Source organism: Pseudomonas sp. (assembly GCF_051660785.1).
Lineage (GTDB): Bacteria > Pseudomonadota > Gammaproteobacteria > Pseudomonadales > Pseudomonadaceae > Aquipseudomonas.
This window is the reverse complement of record NZ_JBOFQE010000023.1, coordinates 1-20,638: the sequence shown is the minus strand read 5'-3', so window position 1 is coordinate 20,638 and position 20,638 is coordinate 1. Positions and strand designations below refer to the sequence as shown.

The window sequence follows — 20,638 nt, the reverse complement described above, 5'->3', positions numbered from 1 at the left end:
TCTCGATTCCAGGGCATGGTCAGTACCTCCTGACCATGATTGATACCTGTAAACCATGTCCCCGGTCTCAAACGTAAAGGATGTACCCGGTTTTTACCCACCCCAGCCCTCTCCCCACGGGGGAGAGGGGGAAAGGGAGTCGATCTTCATGGTTTTCGAAACCTGAGTTTGACTCTATTTCCCCGGTCGCAAAATTTCTCAGGAACACCTCGGTCAGTCCCCTCTACCCCCTGGGGAGAGGGTTAGGGTGAGGGGTGGTTCTTGAACTTCTCACACACTCTCCACATTCCGCCCACAAATCCCCCACACACCGATCCCAGACTCTCCCCATCCAAACAGGGAGAGTCCCATGAATCGAAATCTGACCATAAAACTCGGGGCCATTGCCCTTCTGATTCTGCTTTTGCTTATTCCGTTGCTGATGATCAACGGCGTCATCCAGGACCGCCAGCAACTGCGCGACGGTGTGCTCGAAGACATTGCCCGCAGTTCCAGCTACAGCCAGCAATTGAGCGGGCCGTTGATGGTGGTGCCGTATCGCAAAGTGGTGCGCACCTGGAAGCTCAACGAGAAAACCAATGAGCGCTACCAGGAAGTCGGTGAAGAACGCGGTCGGCTGTATTTCCTTCCCGAACGCTTCGAACTCGACGGCCAGGTGCAGACCGAACTGCGTTCCCGGGGCATCTATGAGGCGCGACTGTTCCACGCCGACAACCGCATCAGCGGGCATTTCTCGATCCCGGCACAACTGGGCATCAAGGAAGACTTCGCCGATTACCAGTTCGACCAGCCGTTTCTGGCGGTCGGTATCAGCGACATTCGCGGTATCGAGAACGCCCTGAAACTCGAACTCAATGACCAGCGACTGGACTTCGTGCCGGGCACTCAGGTGGGCTGGTTAGGTGAAGGTGTTCACGTGACGTTGCCAGCGCTGGATGCCAGGCAAGCGACGGAATTGACCTTCGGTTTCGATTTGCGCCTGCAAGGCACTGGTCAGTTGCAGGTCCTTCCAGTGGGCAAGACCAGCAAGGTGTCGCTGAGCGCCAACTGGCCGCACCCAAGCTTCATCGGCAACTACCTGCCGGCCCAGCGTGAAGTCACCGATCAGGGGTTTACCGCCAACTGGCAGACTTCGTTTTTCTCCACCAACTTGCAAGAAGCGCTGAGCAGTTGCGTGTCCGGCGGAGGTTGTGAGGCGTACAACGGCCGCAGCTTTGGCGTCAGTTTCATCGACCCGGTGGACCAGTACCTGAAGAGTGATCGGGCAATCAAATATGCGCTGCTGTTCATCGTCCTGACCTTCGCCGGATTCTTTCTCTTCGAAGTGCTGAAAAGCCTGGCGGTACACCCGGTGCAATATGCATTGGTGGGCGTGGCGCTGGCGTTCTTCTACCTGTTGCTGCTGTCGCTGTCGGAGCACATCGGTTTTGCCCTGGCCTATCTGTCGTCGGCGGGCGGCTGTGTGTTGCTGATCGGGTTCTATGTCTGCCATGTGCTGCGCAGTGTGCGTCACGGCTTGAGCTTTTCCGCGGGGTTGGCGGCGCTGTATGGCTTGCTCTATGGCTTGTTGAGTGCCGAGGATTACGCGCTGTTGATGGGCTCGTTGTTGCTGTTCGGCTTGCTTGGCGTGTTTATGGTGCTGACGCGCAAGCTGGATTGGTACGGGATCGGGCAGAAATCGGCCAAGCCGCTGGCGTTTGATATTGGAGCGGTGGAATGAGCCGGTCGCTGGGGTTGCGTGAGGATCAGCGGGAAGGGGAGGTGTTGGCGACGCTGATATCCGGGTTGTTTCCCTTAGATCCGGTGTGGTGCCATCGCGAGCAGGCTCGCTCCCACAAAGGAACTCCAGTGAACAAAAAATTCATGCACACCAAAGATCAACTGTGGGAGCGACGGTGCGGCGATCCGACCTGCTCGCGATGAGGCCGAAACAGTCAGCGAAAATCTAAACCTTCGGCATCGTCGCCACCATCGAAGGCCGCTGACTCACCTCGAAATACCACGCCGCCAATTGCGGATTCGCCTCGCGCCATTGCAGATCCGGATGGCGCAAGTCGAGGTAACCCAACGCACACGCCACGCTGATCGCCGCCACATCAAAATGGCTGGTCAGCTCGGCAATCGCATCCTTCTCCAACAGCGCCAGCGCGCGACGAATCTTGTCGCGCTGGCCATCGAGCCATTCGTCCCAGTGTTTCTCGGGGGCGCGCAGGGCCACTTCATACCGAACCATCACCGAAGCATCCATGATCCCGTCGGCCAGGGAGGCCAGGGTCAAACGGCGCCAGCGGGCGGAGCCGTCGCGGGGGATCAGCGGATTGCCGACGTGTTGATGATCGAGGTAATCGAGGATCACCCGGCTGTCATGGATGACGTTGCCGTCGTCCAGGCGCAGCGCCGGGATCTTGCCCAGCGGGTTGTCTTCATTGAGGGTCTGGTCCGGATTGACCGGCGTGAGCACGCAGTCTTGCAGCGCCACGCGGTCGGTCTGACCGGTTTCGTGTAGCAGCACCATGACTTTGCGAACGAAGGGCGATAACGAGTTGTGGAACAGGGTCATGCTGGGGGCGGACATGGCAGCGTCTCGGTATTGGGCAGTGCTGGGCAGCATAGCGCGTTGATCCGGGAGCTCAAGCGGTCGCAGCCGCGCTGCTCGGCAGCTGCTACAGGAATCCTCCAGTCAGTTCAGTTCAGTTCAGCGGCGTTGCAGGAATCCTCCATTCAGTTCAAATCAGCGGCGTTGCAGGAGGCCGCGCAGGGCGAGGACGGCAGGGACGCCCAGGCCAAGCCAGCTCAAGGCGTCCCACACGCCATCGCCCAGTAGCGCAGCGAACAACCCCGCAGCGCTGAGCAAGGCGATCACGGTGGGCGTGGCAAAGACCTTCCAGAAGTTCGACTGTCGTGGCCTCATGCTTGAGCCTCTGCTTGTTCGAGCACAGGTTTTTTCGCCGCCTTGCGCCGCACCACCCAAAGATAAACCCCGCTGCCCAGCACGATGATGGTCAGCACATCCAGGGTCGCCCAGAGGATTTTCATCGGCATGCCGCCGTAATCACCGAAGTGCAAGGGTTGTGACATGCCCATGGCGTCCATGTACCACGGTCGTTCGGCCACCGCGGTGACTTGCAGGGTGCTGGCGTCGATCAACACAGGGGTCAGCAGGTGCGAAGTCAGGTGGGTACTGCCTTTCATGAACACGGCGTAATGGTGTTCGCTGGAAAACCGTGTCCCGGGGAAGGCGATGAAATCGGGTTGCATGCCCGGCGCGACGTCTTTGGCGATGTCGAGCAAACGGGTCGCAGGCGCCAGGTGCGTCAGCGGTGGTGCGTCGCGGTACGGCGCGATCATCGCGCTCAAAGCGTCGTTGCGCCAGGCGGCGATCAGCAGGTCGGCGCAGGCACTGATCACGCCGGTGACACCGACCACCAGCGCCCAGGTCAGGGTGACCACACCGATCAGGTTATGCAGATCGAGCCAGCGCAGGCGAGTGGATTTGTCCTGGCGCACGGTGGCGAATTTCAAGCGGCGCATGAACGGCAGGTACAGCACCGTCCCGGAAACAATGGCCACGACAAACATCAATCCCATGAACGCCAGCAGCAATTTGCCTGGCAGGCCGGCGAACATGTCCACGTGCAGGCGCAGCATCACCATCATGAAACCGCCGTTGGCCGACGGCATCTCCAGCGCTTCGCCGGTGCGGGCATCGAGCATGAAAGTGTGCGACGAATTGGGTTCGGTGCCGGCGGTGGCCGCCATGATGGCGATGGCGGCGTTGGGTTCTTCCTCGTCAAAACCGAAATACTGCATGACTTCGCCGGGGCGATGTTTTTCCGCCGCCTGCACTAACTGCTGCAAGTTCAGTTGCGGGGTGTCCGCCGGCATCTGCTTCAACTCGGCGGCATCGCCCAGCAGATGGTCGATCTCGTGATGAAAAATCAACGGCAGGCCGGTCAGCGCCAGCATCAGCAGAAACACCGTGCAGATCAGGCTGGTCCAGGTGTGAATGAACGACCAGCGGCGGATTGTTTTACTTTTCATTTCATGGCCCTTAGAAATACCAAAGCCGTCCTCGAGGGACGGCTTGGGTCTTGGAGCGTTTCAGCTCAGGCAATTACCACTTGTAAGTCGCACTGGCGACGACGCTGCGCTGGTCGCCGTAGTAGCAGTAGAAACTGTCACAGGTGGAAATGTAATCCTTGTCCAGCAGGTTGGTCGCGTTGAGCTGCAGCGATGCACCTTTGAGGCTGTTGTCCAGACGGCCGAGGTCGTAATGGACCGCCGCGTCGAACACGGTATAGGCATCGGCCTTGCCCAGCCAGGTGTTGCCCTGATCGCCGTAGGTGTTGCCGGTGTAGCGAGCGCCGGCACCAATGCCGAAGCCGTCCAGCACGCCGGAGTGCCAAGTGTAATCGGCCCACAGCGAAGCTTGTTGGTTAGGCATCAGTTGCAGGCGATTGCCCTTGAAGTCGCCTTTCTGCACTTCGGACTTGGCCAGGGTGTAGGCGGCGATGATTTTCAGGTTTTCGGTGACGTCGGACACCGCTTCCAGTTCCAGGCCCTTGACCTTCACTTCGCCGGTCTGGCTGGTGATTGGTGTCGCGCCGACGGTGGTGGTGACCGAGACGTTTTTCTGGGTCAGGTCATACACCGCCGCACTGAGCAGAGTGTTGCTGCCCGGTGGCTGGTACTTGATGCCCAGTTCCCACTGCTTGCCTTCGGTCGGCTTGAACGATTCGGTGGTCGAGGCTGATGCGCCAGTGGTTGGCTGGAAGGATTCGGCGTACGACAGGTACGGCACAAAGCCCGAGTCAAACACATAGCTGATCGCCGCGTTGCCGCTGAAGGCCTTGTCGCGCTCGGTGTTGGTGGCGTCGCCCTTGTTGAAGAACTCGGTGCTGGTGTGGACCCAATCCTCACGTCCGCCGACGGTCAGGCGCCATTGGTCGAGGGCCATTTGGTCCTGCACGTACAGGCCGGTCTGGTAGGTCTTCTGGTTGTAGTCGTAGAACGCGGTGGAGCGCGGCGGACGAACGATCGGCTGGCCATAGATCGGGTTGTTGACGTTGGTGGTCAGCCCGTCGCCGAAAATCGAGGTGTAGTTGGTGTTGCTGCGCTGGTGGTCGAGACCCAGCAAAAGGGTGTGGCGAACATCACCGGTGGCGAAGTCGGCCTGGAAATTGTTATCCACGGCGAACTGGCTGATGTCTTCATCGACGATGGTGCTGGTGCGCCCGACGTTGCCTTCGTTATCCACCTGGGTGAACGGATACGAGCCGACAGTCAGCCCCTGGAACGACAGATCGGATTTGGTGTACCGCAGGTTCTGCTTGAACTGCCAGACGTCGTTCAAACGATGTTCGAACGCGTAACCCAGTGCGTAGTAGGTGCGGTCGTAGTATTCCCAGTCCGGGTCGCCAAGGTTCTTGTGATGGGACACCTTGCCGAACGGCATGTCGATCTTGGTGCCTTGCACCGGCAGGAACTGGCTGGTGATGCCGGTATCGTCGCGGGTGAATTGCGTGAGCAATGTGAATTTGGTGTCTTCGTCGATGTTCCAGGTCAGGCTCGGCGCGATGTTGTAGCGCTTGTTGTCGACGTGGTCGATCTGCGTGCCGCTGTCGCGCACCACGCCGCTGAGGCTGTAGAGAAACTGGCCTTCATCATCGATCTTGCCGGTGCTGGCGAAGTTGATCTGGCGCTGGTTGTCGCTGCCGTATTGCAGCTGGATCTCATGGCTGTCTTCAGCGGTGGGACGGCGGCTGACCATGTCCAGCAGACCGCCCGGCGGGGTCTGGCCGTAGACCGAAGACGCCGGGCCACGCAGCAGGGCGAGGCGATCGAGGTTCCAGGTTTCCTGTTTCGGATTGGCGTAGGTGCCTTTTGGCAGCGGCAGGCCATCGAGGAACTGGGTCGGTTCGAAACCCCGTACCCGCAGCCAGTCGGCGCGGGTGTCACTGCCGTAGCTGCTGGCGACGATGCCGGGCATGTAGCGCACGGCGTCGTCGAGGTTCTGCACATTGCGATCTTCCATTTGCTGGCGGGTCGCGACCGAAATCGAGCGCGGCGCTTCGACCAGCGCAGTATCGGTCTTGGTGCCGGCGGCGGTGCGCGTGGCGACGTAGCCTTCGACCGGGCCCCAGGCGCTTTCAGAATTTTCGACTCCGATGACGGCGGTTTCCGGCAGGGCCAGCGTGCCCTCGGGAATGGCGACCAGGCTGTAGGTGCCGGCGCTGCTTTGTTCCAATTGCAGGCCGCTGCCGCGCAAGGCTTCACGCAGGGCGTCGGCCGCGTCGAACTGGCCCTTGACCGGCGCCGAGGTTTTACCGGCGGCCAGCGATGGATTCAACGACAGCGCCAGGCCCGCCTGGCTGGCGATTTGGTTCAGGGTGCTGGTCAGCGGTGCGGCAGGCAGGTTGTAGGCGCGAACGCTGGACGCTTGTTCAGCGGCGATCAGCTGAGTGCTGGCCAAGGGCGTGCAAAGGGCAATGGCGACTGCCAGCAAGCTGGGGCGCAACAAGGTGTCTAGCGAACGGGACATACAGCGGCTCCTGAATGGAAATATTTCTCAATTGCCTAGGTGCCGAACGAGAATCCGAAAGTGATAGGGCTGGATGAAAATAATTTAGATTCAAAAACCTGTGATCTCCCCGTCATGCACTTTCGTGGCGAGGGAGCTTGCTCCCGCTGGTCTGCGAAGCAGACCCAAAAACAGTCACCGCGTTTTAACCATCAGGTTGTAGTTGCCGAGTTTACGACTGCTGCGCAGCCGAGCGGGAGCAAGCTCCCTCGCCACAGGGGGGCGATGTAAATTCAGGGCTTGGTTTCGGCCTTCGCCACCGTCACCCACCACGGCGTGTGCAGTTCGATCTGCACCGGCAGGGTTGGCAGCAGCGCGCTCAGGGCCTTGTCGGTGTCGTGCAGCGGGAAGCTGCCGGTGATTCGCAGGTCAGCGATCTCCGGTGCAACGCCCAAATGCCCGCGTCGATAACGGCCGAGTTCATGCACCAGGTCTTCCAGGCGGGCGTTGTCCACCACTAGCATGCCGCGGGTCCAGGCATCGGCGCCGAGGTTCAGCGCGATGATTGGCCCCAGGCCATTGCTGCGCATCAGCACTTGCTGGCCTTCACGCAGGATCTGCTCTTCAGGACTCGACTGCGGATGGGCCGCCACTGCGGACTGCAAAACGCTCAATCGCGTGCCGTCGTCCTCGCGCTTGACCAGGAATCGCGTGCCCAGCGCGCGCATGCTGCCTTCACGGGTTTCGACGATAAACGGCCGGGCATCGCCATGACCGGTTTCGACGAGAATCTCGCCATCCTGAAGGATGATCAGCCGCTGCTTCTCATCGAAACGCACATCCACAGCGCTGTGAGTGTTGAGATTGATCAGCGTGCCGTCGCTCAGGCGCAGGGTGCGCTGCTCGCCGGTTGCGGTGCGCTGATCGGCCAGCCAGTAGTCGACGGGCAGATAACGATCACCGGCGAACAGTGCCAACCCGATCACCGCGACGATGCTGGCCAGGCCACTGCCGAGCTTGCGTACCCGTCGGCGGATACTTTCGCGCGATTGCAGTAACGCGGTGCGCGCCGGGCCGCTGGCGACGCTGAAACGCTGGTCGAGCATGCCCAACTGGCGCCAGGCCCGGGCGTGTTCCTCGTGGGCGGCGTGCCATTTGGCGAATTCTTCGCGCTCCACCGGGTTGCCGGAATCCAGGGACAATTGCCAGGCAATCGCGGCATCCAGCACGTGGGCTGACACCGGTTTGGAGCTGACCGGGCTCATACCGGCTCACCGTACAGCGCGATGTAGCACTGACGAATGCCTTGGGCCAGGTATTGGCGAACCCGAGGCACCGATACACCCAGGCGCTCGGCGATTTCCGCGTGGCCGAGGCCGTCGAGACGGTTATAGAGAAATGCCGCCCGCGCCTTGCTTGAAAGCTTGCCGAGCAGGCGGTCGATGTTTTTCAGGTCTTCGAGGATCAGCTGCTGTTCTTCCACCGACGGTTGTTCGCCTTCGGGGATCAGCATCAATTCGGTGAGGTAGGCCTGTTCCAGTGCGGCGCGACGGAAATAGTCGAACAGCAAGCCCTTGGCGATCGCCACCAAAAACGCTCGCGGTTCGCGAGGCTCCTTTAGCTCATCGCGGCCCAGCAACCGCACGAAGGTGTCCTGACTCAAGTCCTCGGCTCGTTGCGGGCAGGCCACGTTGCGTCGCAGCCAGGCCAATAGCCAACCGCGATGGTCGCGATACAACGCACCAACGAGCTCACTTTGGGGGCTTTGGACTGACGACACGCAGCATCACCGATTGGGAAGTGTTAACTAACGAGAATTGTTCGCGATTGTGGCAGAGGCGGGGGAGGTAAGCAATTGGCGCTGGTCGGGTGGGGCGTGGGAGGTTTGTTTGGGTGCTCGGCTTGAAATCGACCCCTCACCCTAACCCTCTCCCCAAAGGGGCGAGGGGACTGACAGTGGGTTACTTTAGAAAATTTGCGACTTGAAATATCAAGATGAACTCAAGTTTTGAAATGCATGGAGATCGGCTCCCTTTCCCCCTCTCCCCATTGGGGCGGTCCGACGTTTCGGGAGGGATGGGGTGAGGGGTGGTTCTTGAATTTGCCACTACTTCAAAACGAAGGCGCTCGCTGTCTGCGCTTCCACTGACTCAACCGCTGCTGCAAATTCAACGGGCTGTGAATCTGCTGCTGCCGCGCCCTGCTGAACAGAATCAACGCCAACTCGGCCGTCGCCAGCGCATCAGCACTGGCATTGTGGCGTTCGAAGACTTCCAGCTTGGACCAGTCAATCCACTCATCCAGCCCGGCATCGCGAATGTGCGCCTGAGGGCAAAGCAGCGGCGCGATGTCCGCTACATCCAGAAACACATGCTGCAATTTGTAGCCCAAATGATCTTTCAGCGAGCGCCCAAGCATGTGTTGATCGAACGGCGCATGGAACGCCAGCACCGGACTGTCGCCCACGAACTCCATAAGCTCGAGTAGCGCCAGTCCCGGATCGCTGCCGGCGGCAATCGCACTCGGTCCCAGGCCATGAATCAACACGCTGGGGCTCACTTTCATATCGACACATTGCAGCGTGCGTTCGAACTGTTGGCTGAAATCAATCGCACCGTCCTCGATCACTACCGCACCGATGGACAACACCCTGTCCTTGTTCAGGTTCAGCCCGGTGGTTTCCAGATCGAGCACCACCCAGCGTTGCTCGCGCAGGCTGCATTCGCTCAGTTCCGCCACTGCCGGCAAGCGTTCCAGGCGTTGTTGCAGCTCGCCGGGGAGGACGGGATTGGCCGGTCGCAGCCATGAAAACAGGCTCATAACTGATACCGCAGGGTCAGGCTGCTTTGCAGGCGTTGCGCCTGGCGCAGGGATTCACGCAGGATTCGTCGATCCAGATGATTGAGGCTGTCCGGATCGACCCGGTTGGAGTAGGGCAAGTTCTCCCGGGTTTGTAGCTGATGTTGCTGCATGCGGGTTTGCTGAATGAAGTGATAGGCCTCTTCATACGCGGCGCCGTCCAGCCGTTCGATGACCTCCTTGGCCACCAATGCACGGAAGCGCTCCAGGGTATTGTTGGCGTCGATGCCATGGGCCAGGGCCAGCAATCGGGCGCCGTCGACGAAGGGTGCGAGCCCCTGAACTTTCAGGTCCAGCGTGGCTTTCTCGCCATTCTTGCGCGCCAGCACGAACTCACGGAAGCGACCTACCGGCGGACGGTTACGCAAGGCGTTCTCGGCCATCATCCGCTGGAACAATCGGTTGTCGCCGACTTGATCGAGAATCCCTTGGCGCAGTTGTTCGCAACCTTGCTCATCGCCCCAGACCACGCGCAAGTCGAAATAGATGCTCGAACCCAGCAGGTTCTCCGGCGTCGCCTCGCGAATAAACGCTGCAAACCGCCGTGCCCATTCGGCCCGGGACAAACACAGTTCGGGGTTGCCGGCCATGATGTTGCCCTTGCACAGCGTAAAGCCGCATAGCGCCAGGCTCTGGTTGATCTGCTGGGCAATGGGCAGCAATTTGCCGCGAATCTCGGCGGCATGCGCCGCGTCACGGGCTTCGAACAGAATGCCGTTGTCCTGATCGGTGTGCAGCGTCTGCTCGCGGCGGCCTTCGCTACCGAAGCACAGCCAACTGAATGGAATGCCGGGGTCGCCTTTCTCGGCAAGGGTCAGCTCGATCACCCGGCACACGGTGTGATCGTTGAGCAGGGTGATGATGTGGGTGATCTGAGTCGAAGAAGCGCCATGCGCCAGCATGCGCTCGACCAGTTGGCCGATCTCGCCGCGCAGCGCTACCAGGTTTTCCAGTTTCTGCGCGCTGCGAATGGTCCGCGCCAGGTGCACCAAATCGACCCTTTGCAGGGAAAACAGATCCCGCTCGGATACCACGCCGCACAGACGATGGTCTTTCACCAGACAGACGTGGGCGATGTGTCGCTCGGTCATGGCGATCGCCGCATCGAACGCACTGTGATCTGGCGACAGGAAAAACGGCGCCTGAGTCATGTGGCACTCGATCGCTTGGTTGAAGTCGTTAATCCCGTCGGCCACCACATGCCGCAAGTCGCGCAGGGTGAAGATGCCCAAGGGTGCCTTGTGCTCATCGACGACCACGATGCTGCCGACCTGCTGCTCATGCATCAGGGTCACGGCTTCACGCAATGGCGTGGCGGGGCTGCAGGTCACCGGATGACGCATGGCCAGTTCGCCCAGCCGTGTATTCAGCGAGTATTGAGTGCCGAGGGTTTCCACGGCTTTTTGCTGGACTTGCTGGTTGACCTGATCCAGCAAGCTGCTGACACCGCGTAGGGCAAAGTCGCGAAACGTGGTGGAAAGTGCGAACAATTTGATGAACGCCAGCTTGTTCAGCTGTAGGCAAAAGGTGTCATCGGCCGCCAGGTGTTCGGTGCGGGTCGCCCGCTCACCCAACAGCGCGGCGAGGGGGAAACACTCGCCGGTGGTGATTTCGAAGGTGGTTTCGGTACCGCCCTTGGCCGTATGCGGGCGTTCACCCACGACCCGACCCTGTTTGACGATGTAGAAATGCTCAACCGGCCCATCGGCGGGTTTGATGATGCTCTCGCCTGGGGCGTAGAAACGCATCTGGCATTGTTCAACCAGGTACGCCAGGTGCGCGTGTTCCATTTGATTGAAGGGCGGGAAGCGCTGGAGGAATTGCATAGTGCCCTGGATGTTCTGCAACACCGCGGTTTTCCCTGCCTGTGTGAAGGCGTCCGCTTTACTCATAACCATGACCGCAGTCTTATTTGAATTGTTGTTGTCGGATGACTCAGTCATGGTCGGCCCCCGCGCGCAGGGTGCCCATTGGACGTAAGTCTAGGTCGGGCCTTTCAGGCGTCGGAAGTTAGGAAATGTCTGACGCAAATGTGGGAAAAACCTCCTACATTGGCTATAGGAAAACTTTCCGACGAAGTGCACATTGTGGGCCTGCTTAGCGATGTCTGACGGATGTGCTAGGGAAATGAAATGGAAACGTAGAGAAAACCATGTCCGACCACGATATTTTGAGTGACGCCGAGCGCGAGGCGCTGAGTGCCGTCATGCTCGAACCTGACTTGCCGATGCAGCGGGTGCTGATCGTCGATGACGATAAAGACGCGCGGGAGTTGTTGTCGCAGATTCTGGAACTTGATGGTATTCGATGCAGGACCGCTGCTAGTGGCGAAACGGCACTCAAAATGTTGGTTAATGAAGAGGAACTGAAAAAGCTTTCAATCGGACTGGTGATCACCGACTTACGTATGGGCAATGTAGATGGCCTGGATTTAGTCCGTCAGGTACGTGAGTCAGCTCGGGCAGCTTTGCCGATAATCATCGTCTCTGGCGACGCTGATGTGAAAGATGCCATCGAGGCGATGCATTTGAGTGTGGTGGATTTTCTGCTCAAGCCTATCGATACCGGCAAGCTGTTGGCGCTGGTCAAACACGAGTTGGGAATGGATGTGCAGGAACCGATTTGAAACAAAAAAGCCCTGATCTCTCGATCAGGGCTTTTTTTTGTACGGCGTCAGCGCTCAGTTACAGGCCATTGGCAGCCTTGAACTCGCGACGACGACGGTGCAGGACCGGCTCGGTGTAGCCATTCGGCTGCTTCGTGCCTTCGACCACCAGTTCGACCGCCGCCTGGAAGGCGATGTTGCTGTCGAAGTTCGGGGCCAGCGGACGGTACAGCGCGTCATTGGCGTTCTGACGGTCAACCACCGGCGCCATGCGCTTGAGGCTTTCCATGACCTGATCTTCAGTGACGATGCCATGACGCAGCCAGTTCGCGATGTGCTGACTGGAAATACGCAGCGTCGCACGGTCTTCCATCAGGCCGACGTCATTGATATCCGGCACCTTCGAGCAACCCACACCCTGGTCGATCCAGCGCACCACGTAACCGAGAATGCCCTGGGCGTTGTTGTCCAGTTCGTTCTTGATCTGTTCCGTGGTCCAGCTCGGGTTCACGGCCAACGGAATGGCCAGGATGTCGTCTACCGAAGCACGGGCACGTTTGGCCAGCTCGGCCTGACGGGCGAACACATCGACCTTGTGGTAGTGCAGCGCGTGCAGCGCGGCGGCGGTCGGCGACGGAACCCATGCAGTGTTGGCACCAGCCAGCGGGTGAGCGATTTTCTGTTCGAGCATCGCGGCCATCAGGTCGGGCATCGCCCACATGCCTTTCCCAATCTGCGCACGACCTTGCAGGCCGGTGCTCAAACCGATATCGACGTTCCAGTTCTCGTAGGCGCCGATCCACTTCTCGGCCTTCATGTCCGCCTTGCGCACCATCGGGCCGGCTTCCATGGAAGTGTGGATTTCATCGCCCGTGCGGTCGAGGAAACCGGTGTTGATAAACACCACGCGCTCGCTGGCGGCCTTGATGCAGGCCTTGAGGTTGACCGTGGTCCGGCGCTCCTCGTCCATGATCCCGACTTTCAACGTGTTGCGCGGCAGGCCGAGGGCTTCTTCGATGCGACCGAACAGCTCGTTGGTGAACGCGGCTTCTTCCGGGCCGTGCATCTTCGGCTTCACGATGTAGACCGAGCCAGTGCGGCTGTTCTTGCGCGAGTTGTTGCCGTTGAGGCTGTGGATTGCCGCGAGGCTGGTGATCAGGCCGTCGAGAATGCCTTCCGGCACTTCGTTGCCTTGACTGTCGAGAATCGCATCGATGGTCATCAGGTGACCGACGTTGCGCACGAACAACAGCGAACGACCGTGCAGGCTCAGCTCTTTACCGTCGACGCCGGTGTAAGTTCGATCAGCGTTCATGGTGCGGGTAAAAGTCTGACCGCCCTTGGAGACTTCTTCCGACAGGTCGCCCTTCATCAAGCCGAGCCAGTTGCGGTAGATCACCACTTTGTCATCGGCATCGACGGCGGCGACGGAGTCTTCGCAGTCCATGATGGTGGTCAGTGCGGCTTCCATCAGGATGTCTTTGAGGCCGGCAGCGTCGGTCTGGCCGACGGGGGTGCTGGCGTCGACCTGGATTTCGAAGTGCAGACCGTTGTTTTTCAGCAGGATCGCGGTCGGTGCAGCGGCATCGCCGTGGAAGCCGATCAGCTGAGCGTCATTGCGCAGGCCGGTGTTGCTGCCGCCTTTAAGGGCGACCACCAGCTTGCCGTCAACGATCTTGTAGCCGGTGGAGTCGACGTGAGTGCCGGCCGCCAATGGCGCGGCTTCGTCGAGGAAAGCACGGGCGAAGGCAATGACCTTGTCGCCGCGAACCTTGTTGTAGCCTTTGCCTTTCTCCGCGCCGTCAGCTTCGCTGATGGCGTCGGTGCCGTAGAGCGCGTCGTACAACGAACCCCAGCGAGCGTTCGAGGCGTTGAGCGCGAAGCGGGCATTCATCACCGGCACCACGAGTTGTGGGCCGGCCATGCGGGCGATTTCGTCATCGACGTTTTGCGTCGTTGCCTGGAAATCGGCCGCTTCTGGCAGCAGATAACCGATGTCTTGCAAGAAGGCCTTATAAGCCACGGCATCGTGCGCCTGGCCGGCACGGGATTGGTGCCAGCCATCGATACGAGCCTGGAAATCATCGCGTTTGGCGAGTAGGGCTTTGTTCTTCGGCGCCAGGTCATGAATGACCTTGTCGGCACCGGCCCAGAACTTATCGGCGGTGAGGCCGGTACCGGGAATGGCTTCGTTGTTCACGAAGTCGAACAGGACTTTGGCGACCTGCAGGCCACCGACTTGAACGTGTTCAGTCATTGCTTGCCTCACTCTGCTCAGCTATTTCGCTTTTCAGCTCTTCAAATTAACAATGAAGCCTCTGGCTATTTAAACCACAAACCCCCTCCACCAGTACATGCCATTTCGGGCGGCTGGGACGGAACCGATCAACGGCGTTGAGGCCTTGCTGATAGGGCTTTCAGGGCTGCGACTGTGCCGGTGGCAGACATCGATCCAACGTTATGTAGTGCGCGCTGCGGCATACTACATGATGAATTGCGCTTGTGAAAATCAGACTAATTACGTCGTTCTGCGACCCCATGACGCATTGCGGTCACGTCGGGGATGGGGATGTTCTCAAAAAAGTATGAGATTGTTCCAGTTAAATATATGAAGTTGTACACATAATCTTTGATGCACTGCTATGGCGCTTGTCTTTTGTGGTGAGGGAGCTTGCTCCCGCTCGGCTGCGAAGCAGTCTAAAAAACAGCCAATGCAGTTTGTCTGAATAATGCAGGGGGCCGCTCCGCGCCCGAGCGGGAGCAAGCTCCCTGGCCACAAAAAAGCAGTGCGGGGCTGATTCCGGTCACTTGCCTATACTTGCTTTTCTATAACAAAAGTAATGACCAGAGGGCTGCGCCATGGACCACCTCGTACTCACTGTTTTCGCGCCGGACAAGCCAGGGCAGGTCGAGCGCATTGCCCAATGCATTGCCGAGCACGGCGGCAATTGGCTGGAAAGCCGCATGTCACGGATGGCCGGTCAGTTCGCCGGGATTCTTCGGGTGGGCGTGCCGGCCGAAGCCTACGATGAGCTGGTCGATGCCCTGACGGCGTTGTCCGCCCACGGCATTCGCGTGCTGATAGCCGAAAGCGGCATCGAACAATCCTGCACCTGGAAGCCGATTGCCATGGAGTTGGTGGGGAATGATCGCCCGGGGATCGTTCGTGACATCACTCGATTGCTGAGCGAACAAGGGGTGAACCTGGAGCGACTTGTGACCGAAGTGCGTCCGGCGCCGATGAGCAGCGAGCCGCTGTTTCACGCCGAAGCCATTCTGGCAGTGCCGCTAACCTTGTCTCTTGACGTGCTGCAGTCACGGCTGGAAACCCTGGCCGATGATCTGATGGTGGAATTGGTACTGCGCAGCGAAGCCTGACAGGGTTATCCAAGTTATACGTGCACCTGCCTGTGGATAACCTGTAGAGACAGCCCGCCAGCCCAGGCCGGCCGGGCTTCTTCAGGATCTGATCAAAAAACCAGCAGTTTCAACAAGTTGCGCACAAACGGCGGGGATCACGCTGTGGATAACCTTGGGAAGGATCAATGCAGACCACGAAATACGTGGTCTGCAGAGATTTGTACGTTTTCTGATCAGCTGCGCCGGCGCAGACTTATCCACGCATCAACGCTGTAAACTGCCAAGCCTGCCCAGATAAAGATGAACGCGACCAACGTGCTGGAAGACAAGTGCTCGCCAAACAGCAACACGGCTTGCAACAGCACCAGCGTCGGCGCCAGATACTGGAGAAATCCCAGGGTCGTGTAGGGCAAGTGCCGTGCAGCGGCGTTGAAACACACCAACGGCACCAGCGTCACCGGCCCGGCCGCCACCAGCCACCAGGCTTCGGACGTGGTCCAGAACTCAGGCTGAGCACTCATGGCCGTCTGATTGAACAGCAGCCAGGCAATGGCAATCGGCACCAGCATCCAGGTTTCCACCACCAGACCCGGCAGCGCCTTGACCGGCGCTTGCTTGCGAATCAGCCCGTAAAAGCCAAAGGTCAGCGCCAGCACCAGCGACACCCAAGGCAGACTGCCGACCTGCCACACCTGCTGCGCCACGCCGATCGCCGCCAGCCCCACCGCGATCCACTGCATGCGCCGCAGCCGTTCGCCGAGGATCAGCATCCCCAACAGCACGTTGACCAGCGGGTTGATGTAGTAACCAAGGCTGGCTTCGAGCATGCGCCCGTTGTTGACCGACCAGACGTAGGTCAGCCAGTTGGCCGCAATCAGCGTGCCGCTCAGCGCGAGGATCGCCAGCCGTCTCGGGTTCTCACGCAACTCACGCCACCAGCCCGGATGCTTCCATACCATCAGCAGCAAGGCGCCGAACAGTGCGGACCAAAGCACGCGGTGGATGATGATCTCCACGGCGGGCACGTTGGCGATGGCTTTGAAGTAGATCGGGAACAGGCCCCAGATGATGTAGGCACTCAGGCCCAGAATGTACCCGCGACGGGGGTTGGCAGCTTGCATGCAGAATCCTTGCTTAGGCAGCTAACAAAGAGGGGATTGTAAGGAGATTTGTCGGCGGATGTCCCACCTGATTAGGTTGGGCAATTGTGAACACAGTCCTTGTGGGAGCGAGCCTGCTCCCACAGGGGGGGTGTGTTGGTCAGAAGAGTTTCAGGGGTTCTTCGTTTAGTGCGGCCAATTGCTCACGCAACGCCAACACCTGATCGCCCCAATACCGTTCACTGCCGAACCACGGAAAGCTGTGCGGGAACGCCGGGTCGTCCCAGCGGCGGGCGAGCCACGCGCTGTAATGCATCAGGCGCAAGGCGCGCAGCGGTTCGATCAAGGCCAATTCCCGCGGGTCGAAGTCGTGGAACTCGTTGTAACCGTCCATCAATTCCGACAACTGACCGAGACACTCCTGACGATCACCCGCCAGCATCATCCAGATGTCCTGCACCGCCGGGCCCATGCGACAGTCGTCGAGGTCGACGATGTGGAACATCTCGTCGCGGCACATCATGTTGCCGGGGTGGCAATCGCCGTGCATGCGGATGTTCTGGTGCGGTGTGGCCTTGTAGACCTCTTCCACCCGCTTGAGCAGGTCGCGGGCCACCGACTCGTAGGCCGGCAGCAGGCTTTTCGGCACGAAATTGCCTTCGAGCAAGGTGGTCAGCGAGTCATGGCCGAAATTCTTCACGCCCAGCGCTTCGCGGTGTTCGAACGGCTTGGTCGCACCGACGGCGTGCAGACGACCGAGCAACTGACCGAGGCGATACAACTGATCGAGGTTGCCCGGCTCCGGCGCACGGCCGCCACGGCGGGGGAACAGGGTAAAACGGAAACCGGCGTGTTCGTGCAGGCTGGCGCCGTTGTGAATCATCGGCGCGACCACCGGTACGTCGCACTCGGCGAGTTCGAAGGTGAACTGGTGCTCTTCGAGAATCGCTTCGTTGGTCCAGCGTTGTGGTCGATAGAACTTGGCGATCAGCGGCTCGGAGTCTTCGATGCCGACTTGGTAGACGCGGTTCTCGTAGCTGTTGAGCGCCAGAATGCGCGCGTCGCTGAGAAAGCCGATGCTTTCGACGGCATCGAGCACGAGGTCTGGGGTGAGGGTTGCAAACGGGTGGGCCATGCTGACTCCTGCGCGCAGCAGGCTGCCGCGTCCGGCCAAGCATGGTAGCGCAGACGGGGCTTCTATAGTGTTCGGGCTTGAGAAGAGTGGTGTTGCCATCTAGCAGGCTCGCTCCCACAGGGGATTTGCGGTGTGTCACAGATCCAGTGTGGGAGCTAGCCTAATAGCGATTGGGCCTTGTCAGGCGCCGACGATCCCGCCGTCCTCACGGGAAATCGCCATCACCGAAGACCGCGGCTTGCCATTCGGCAAATGCTCAGGGAACGTCGATCCCCCGTTCTCCCCCGGATGCTGAATCCCGACAAACAACGTCTTCTGATCCGGCGAAAAGCTGATACCCGTAACTTCGCAACCCACCGGCCCGACCATGAACCGACGGATTTCCCCGGTCACCGGGTCGGCACACAACATCTGGTTGTTGCCCATCCCGGCAAAATCACCCGCGTTGCTCGAATCGCCATCGGTGAGAATCCACAACCGCCCGGCCTTGTCGAAGCCCAAGCCATCCGGGCTGTTGAACATGTTCTGTGGCGTGATGTTCGATGAACCACCCTTCGGCGTGCCGGCGTGGACGCCCGGGTTGCCGGCGACCACAAACAGGTCCCAGGCAAAGCTTTTCGAGCCGTGATCGTCACGGTCGGTGCGCCAGCGCAGGATCTGCCCGTACACGTTCTTCTCGCGCGGGTTCGGCCCGCCCACGGGTTGGCCGTCTTCGCCGCGTTTGGCGTTGTTGGTCAGCGTGCAATAGACCTGACCATCCTTGGGGCTGACGACGATCCATTCCGGACGGTCCATGCGCGTGGCTTTCACCACACTGGCCGCAAGGCGCGCGTGGATCAGCACTTCGGCCTGATCGGCAAAACCGCTGCTGGCGTCGATGCCGTTTTTACCGTGGGTCAGTTCGATCCACTCGCCCTGGCCTTTCGGGTGATCGGCGTTGTTGTCGCCCGCATCGAAGCGCGCCACGTACAAGGTGCCGTGGTCCAGCAGGTCACGGTTGGCCTTGGGGTTTTTGTGATTGATCTTGTCGCGGCTGACGAACTTGTAAATGAATTCGCCGCGCTCATCGTCGCCCATGTACACCACGGCGTGACCGTCTTTGGTTTCGGCCAGTGCAGCGTTTTCATGTTTGAAGCGACCCAGCGCGGTACGTTTGACCGGTGTCGATTGCGGATCAAACGGGTCGATTTCCACGACCCAGCCGTGGCGGTTGAGCTCATTCGGATTTTTTGCCAGGTCGAACCGCTCATCGTGTTGATGCCAGTTGATCTCTTTGCTGGTCGCCACGGCGCCGTAGCGTTTCTGCGCGGCGTCGAATTTCTGCTCGGCGTTATTGCTACCGAAGCAATCGGTGAAGTTCTCTTCGCAGGTCAGATAAGTGCCCCACGGCGTCTTGCCGTTGGCACAGTTCTGAAAGGTGCCGAGCACAGTCTTGCCGTGCGGGTCGGCACTGGTTTTAACCAGCACGTGACCGGCGGCCGGGCCGCTGAGGCTGATCGGCGCGTTGCCGTGAATGCGGCGGTTGTAACGCGAGCCCTGGACGAATTGCCACTGACCATTCTTGCGCTGCACTTCGATCACCGACACGCCTTCGCAAGCCAGGGCTTTGTGTACGTCATCGGCCGATTGCGGCATGCCACCGTGCGGGTAGAGGTAGCGATAGTTGGTGTATTCGTTGTTGATCGCCATCAGCGCCCGGTCTTTTTCACCGGGGAATTCGAACAGGCTCATGCCGTCGTTGTTGTCGCCGAACTGGACTTCCTGCTGCGCGGCGGTGCCGTTGCCACTCGGGTCGAAAGCCGGGCCGTCTTTATGCAGCGGCTGGCCCCAACTGATCAGCACCGAGGACTTGTAGCCCGGCGGTAAGGTAATGGCGTCGCTGGTGGCGGCGGGGATGCTGTCGAAACCCAACAGTTTGCTGGAGCCTGCGCTGACACTCGCGGCCAGCACACTGCGGCTCAGCAGGTTGCCGCCGAGGAACATCGCCGCACCGCAGAGGGCGCCGGCGCTGATGAAGCCACGACGGCTGAGACCGACCATTTTCTCGAGGTCGGTGGACTGGTTTTCTTCTAATAGGCTCACATCAGGCTCCCTGCTGGTTTTTGCAGCCACCTTAAAGAGCGTCGATGAAGCTTTTGTTTCAGAGCGGTGTGCCGAGCAAAACGTTGGACGGCGCAAACTGCACCCGCACCGGTTTGTCGGCGGTCAGATCTAACGTTCGCAAATGCAGCGGTTCGGCCAGCGCGCAGAGGGTCTGGCCGTTGGGAAGGCTGATGCGCACTTCGCTGGGGCCGTCTTCGGCGTCGAGAATTTCTTCGATGATGCCCTCGAGGCAATTGTTGCCGGGCGTTGCTTGTTGATCGATGCCCAGCAACTCCAGCCAACCGGCCTTGATCAGGGCCACGACTTCGGTGCCGGTCTCCAGTTCCAGGCGCAGGGTGCTGTCGTGAGTGATCTGCGCATCGAGGGTCAAGCCTTCGGCCAGTTCAAGGCGGACGCGATCGTTGTGCCCCTGGCTGTCGATTGCCACGACTTTGCCGTGCAATTGGTTGCGTGCGCTGGTTCTGAGCATCAACCGCCCGAGCAGGTCCAGATCGCTGGCATCTTCGGCGGCTTCCAGCACTTGGGCCTGCAAGACTTGCAGCTTTTGATACAGGCGCAACACGCGCTCGCCTTCGCTGGACAGCTTGGCGCCACCGCCGCCCTTGCCGCCGACACTGCGCACCACCAGCGGTTTTTGCGCGAGGTTGTTCAGCTCGTCGATAGCATCCCACGCCGCCTTGTAACTCAGCCCCGCACTTTTCGCGGCACGGGTGATCGAGCCCTGTTCGGCGATGTGCTGCAGCAACGCGATGCGCTGCGGGCGACGGACAATGTGCTGGGACAGCAAAGTGGGCAAGGACATGGTGAGAGGCTTTGGGTTGTGGCGATGGGGAGGACGTTGGCGGCTTGGGCCCTGGGAGTCAAGTCATGCGCAATCCCTGTGGGAGCGAGACCGGCTTGCCGGCGATGGCGGCGTGTCAGGTAACACAAATGTCGACTGACACTCCGCCATCGCC

Annotated in this window: 16 protein-coding genes; 3 read left to right on the top strand and 13 right to left on the bottom strand. The window is 59.9% G+C overall.

What is annotated here, in order from left to right; translation table 11 throughout:
- Positions 1 to 349 precede the first annotated feature (349 nt).
- A complete protein-coding gene (gene creD, locus ACRC4F_RS06180) occupies positions 350 to 1,720 on the top strand; it encodes a cell envelope integrity protein CreD (protein ID WP_438658546.1) in 1,371 nt (456 codons plus the stop codon).
- Between the two features lie 225 nt (positions 1,721 to 1,945).
- Here the strand turns inward: creD and ACRC4F_RS06175 are convergent, their stop codons facing one another.
- From ACRC4F_RS06175 to ACRC4F_RS06140, 8 genes are all read right to left on the bottom strand, one after another.
- Positions 1,946 to 2,575 (bottom strand): glutathione S-transferase, encoded by a 630-nt coding sequence (locus tag ACRC4F_RS06175; protein WP_438658545.1) that lies wholly within the window; start codon positions 2,573 to 2,575, stop codon positions 1,946 to 1,948.
- 156 nt (positions 2,576 to 2,731) lie between these two features.
- A complete protein-coding gene (locus tag ACRC4F_RS06170) occupies positions 2,732 to 2,911 on the bottom strand; it encodes a hypothetical protein (protein ID WP_010467072.1) in 180 nt (59 codons plus the stop codon).
- On the bottom strand, positions 2,908 to 4,041 hold the full coding sequence (locus ACRC4F_RS06165) for a PepSY-associated TM helix domain-containing protein (protein WP_438658544.1): 1,134 nt from the start codon (positions 4,039 to 4,041) through the stop codon (positions 2,908 to 2,910). The genes ACRC4F_RS06170 and ACRC4F_RS06165 overlap by 4 nt, the downstream gene beginning before the upstream one ends.
- A gap of 73 nt (positions 4,042 to 4,114) precedes the next feature.
- Positions 4,115 to 6,541, bottom strand: a complete 2,427-nt coding sequence (locus tag ACRC4F_RS06160; protein WP_438658543.1) for a TonB-dependent siderophore receptor — start codon at positions 6,539 to 6,541, stop codon at positions 4,115 to 4,117.
- Between the two features lie 272 nt (positions 6,542 to 6,813).
- The gene (locus tag ACRC4F_RS06155; RefSeq protein WP_438658542.1) at positions 6,814 to 7,785 is read right to left on the bottom strand and encodes a FecR domain-containing protein; all 972 of its coding nucleotides are present in this window, start codon (positions 7,783 to 7,785) and stop codon (positions 6,814 to 6,816) included.
- Complete coding sequence (locus tag ACRC4F_RS06150) at positions 7,782 to 8,300, bottom strand: RNA polymerase sigma factor (RefSeq protein ID WP_438658541.1); 519 nt, start codon at positions 8,298 to 8,300, stop codon at positions 7,782 to 7,784. The genes ACRC4F_RS06155 and ACRC4F_RS06150 overlap by 4 nt, the downstream gene beginning before the upstream one ends.
- Positions 8,301 to 8,632: 332 nt before the next feature.
- Positions 8,633 to 9,340 (bottom strand): 3'-5' exonuclease, encoded by a 708-nt coding sequence (locus ACRC4F_RS06145; RefSeq protein ID WP_438658540.1) that lies wholly within the window; start codon positions 9,338 to 9,340, stop codon positions 8,633 to 8,635.
- Entirely contained in the window at positions 9,337 to 11,277 is a 1,941-nt protein-coding gene (locus ACRC4F_RS06140) for a putative nucleotidyltransferase substrate binding domain-containing protein (protein ID WP_438658539.1), read from the bottom strand. Before ACRC4F_RS06140 ends, ACRC4F_RS06145 begins: the two co-directional genes overlap by 4 nt.
- A gap of 254 nt (positions 11,278 to 11,531) precedes the next feature.
- On the opposite strand from ACRC4F_RS06140, the gene ACRC4F_RS06135 reads away from it, so the two are divergent.
- Positions 11,532 to 12,005, top strand: a complete 474-nt coding sequence (locus ACRC4F_RS06135; RefSeq protein WP_438658538.1) for a response regulator — start codon at positions 11,532 to 11,534, stop codon at positions 12,003 to 12,005.
- A 58-nt stretch (positions 12,006 to 12,063) separates the two neighbouring features.
- Here ACRC4F_RS06135 and ACRC4F_RS06130 read toward each other — a convergent pair whose 3' ends face one another.
- Positions 12,064 to 14,241, bottom strand: a complete 2,178-nt coding sequence (locus ACRC4F_RS06130; protein ID WP_438658537.1) for a malate synthase G — start codon at positions 14,239 to 14,241, stop codon at positions 12,064 to 12,066.
- Between the two features lie 602 nt (positions 14,242 to 14,843).
- On the opposite strand from ACRC4F_RS06130, the gene ACRC4F_RS06125 reads away from it, so the two are divergent.
- Entirely contained in the window at positions 14,844 to 15,362 is a 519-nt protein-coding gene (locus ACRC4F_RS06125; RefSeq protein WP_438658536.1) for a glycine cleavage system protein R, read from the top strand.
- A 215-nt stretch (positions 15,363 to 15,577) separates the two neighbouring features.
- Here the strand turns inward: ACRC4F_RS06125 and rarD are convergent, their stop codons facing one another.
- From rarD to ACRC4F_RS06105, 4 genes are all read right to left on the bottom strand, one after another.
- Positions 15,578 to 16,465, bottom strand: coding sequence for an EamA family transporter RarD (rarD, locus tag ACRC4F_RS06120; RefSeq protein ID WP_438658535.1), 888 nt, complete (start codon positions 16,463 to 16,465; stop codon positions 15,578 to 15,580).
- 139 nt (positions 16,466 to 16,604) lie between these two features.
- A complete protein-coding gene (locus ACRC4F_RS06115) occupies positions 16,605 to 17,579 on the bottom strand; it encodes a serine/threonine protein kinase (RefSeq protein WP_109635384.1) in 975 nt (324 codons plus the stop codon).
- A gap of 180 nt (positions 17,580 to 17,759) precedes the next feature.
- Complete coding sequence (locus ACRC4F_RS06110; RefSeq protein ID WP_438658534.1) at positions 17,760 to 19,661, bottom strand: PhoX family protein; 1,902 nt, start codon at positions 19,659 to 19,661, stop codon at positions 17,760 to 17,762.
- Positions 19,662 to 19,719: 58 nt separating this feature from the next.
- Positions 19,720 to 20,484 carry a TOBE domain-containing protein gene (locus ACRC4F_RS06105; RefSeq protein ID WP_438658533.1) on the bottom strand — a complete coding sequence of 255 codons (765 nt, stop codon included), beginning with the start codon at positions 20,482 to 20,484 and terminating at the stop codon, positions 19,720 to 19,722.
- Positions 20,485 to 20,638 lie beyond the last annotated feature (154 nt).

Bases quoted from the DNA above. Each gene is read 5' to 3' on its own strand.
- ACRC4F_RS06145 (WP_438658540.1), bottom strand. From the start codon at position 9,340: ATGAGCCTGTTTTCATGGCTGCGACCGGCCAATCCCGTCCTCCCCGGC.
- ACRC4F_RS06170 (WP_010467072.1), bottom strand. From the start codon at position 2,911: ATGAGGCCACGACAGTCGAACTTCTGGAAGGTCTTTGCCACGCCCACC.
- ACRC4F_RS06155 (WP_438658542.1), bottom strand. From the start codon at position 7,785: ATGAGCCCGGTCAGCTCCAAACCGGTGTCAGCCCACGTGCTGGATGCC.
- ACRC4F_RS06125 (WP_438658536.1), top strand. From the start codon at position 14,844: ATGGACCACCTCGTACTCACTGTTTTCGCGCCGGACAAGCCAGGGCAG.
- ACRC4F_RS06105 (WP_438658533.1), bottom strand. From the start codon at position 20,484: ATGTCCTTGCCCACTTTGCTGTCCCAGCACATTGTCCGTCGCCCGCAG.
- ACRC4F_RS06130 (WP_438658537.1), bottom strand. From the start codon at position 14,241: ATGACTGAACACGTTCAAGTCGGTGGCCTGCAGGTCGCCAAAGTCCTG.
- ACRC4F_RS06175 (WP_438658545.1), bottom strand. From the start codon at position 2,575: ATGTCCGCCCCCAGCATGACCCTGTTCCACAACTCGTTATCGCCCTTC.
- rarD (WP_438658535.1), bottom strand. From the start codon at position 16,465: ATGCAAGCTGCCAACCCCCGTCGCGGGTACATTCTGGGCCTGAGTGCC.
- ACRC4F_RS06115 (WP_109635384.1), bottom strand. From the start codon at position 17,579: ATGGCCCACCCGTTTGCAACCCTCACCCCAGACCTCGTGCTCGATGCC.
- creD (WP_438658546.1), top strand. From the start codon at position 350: ATGAATCGAAATCTGACCATAAAACTCGGGGCCATTGCCCTTCTGATT.
- ACRC4F_RS06140 (WP_438658539.1), bottom strand. From the start codon at position 11,277: ATGGTTATGAGTAAAGCGGACGCCTTCACACAGGCAGGGAAAACCGCG.
- ACRC4F_RS06165 (WP_438658544.1), bottom strand. From the start codon at position 4,041: ATGAAAAGTAAAACAATCCGCCGCTGGTCGTTCATTCACACCTGGACC.
- ACRC4F_RS06135 (WP_438658538.1), top strand. From the start codon at position 11,532: ATGTCCGACCACGATATTTTGAGTGACGCCGAGCGCGAGGCGCTGAGT.
- ACRC4F_RS06160 (WP_438658543.1), bottom strand. From the start codon at position 6,541: ATGTCCCGTTCGCTAGACACCTTGTTGCGCCCCAGCTTGCTGGCAGTC.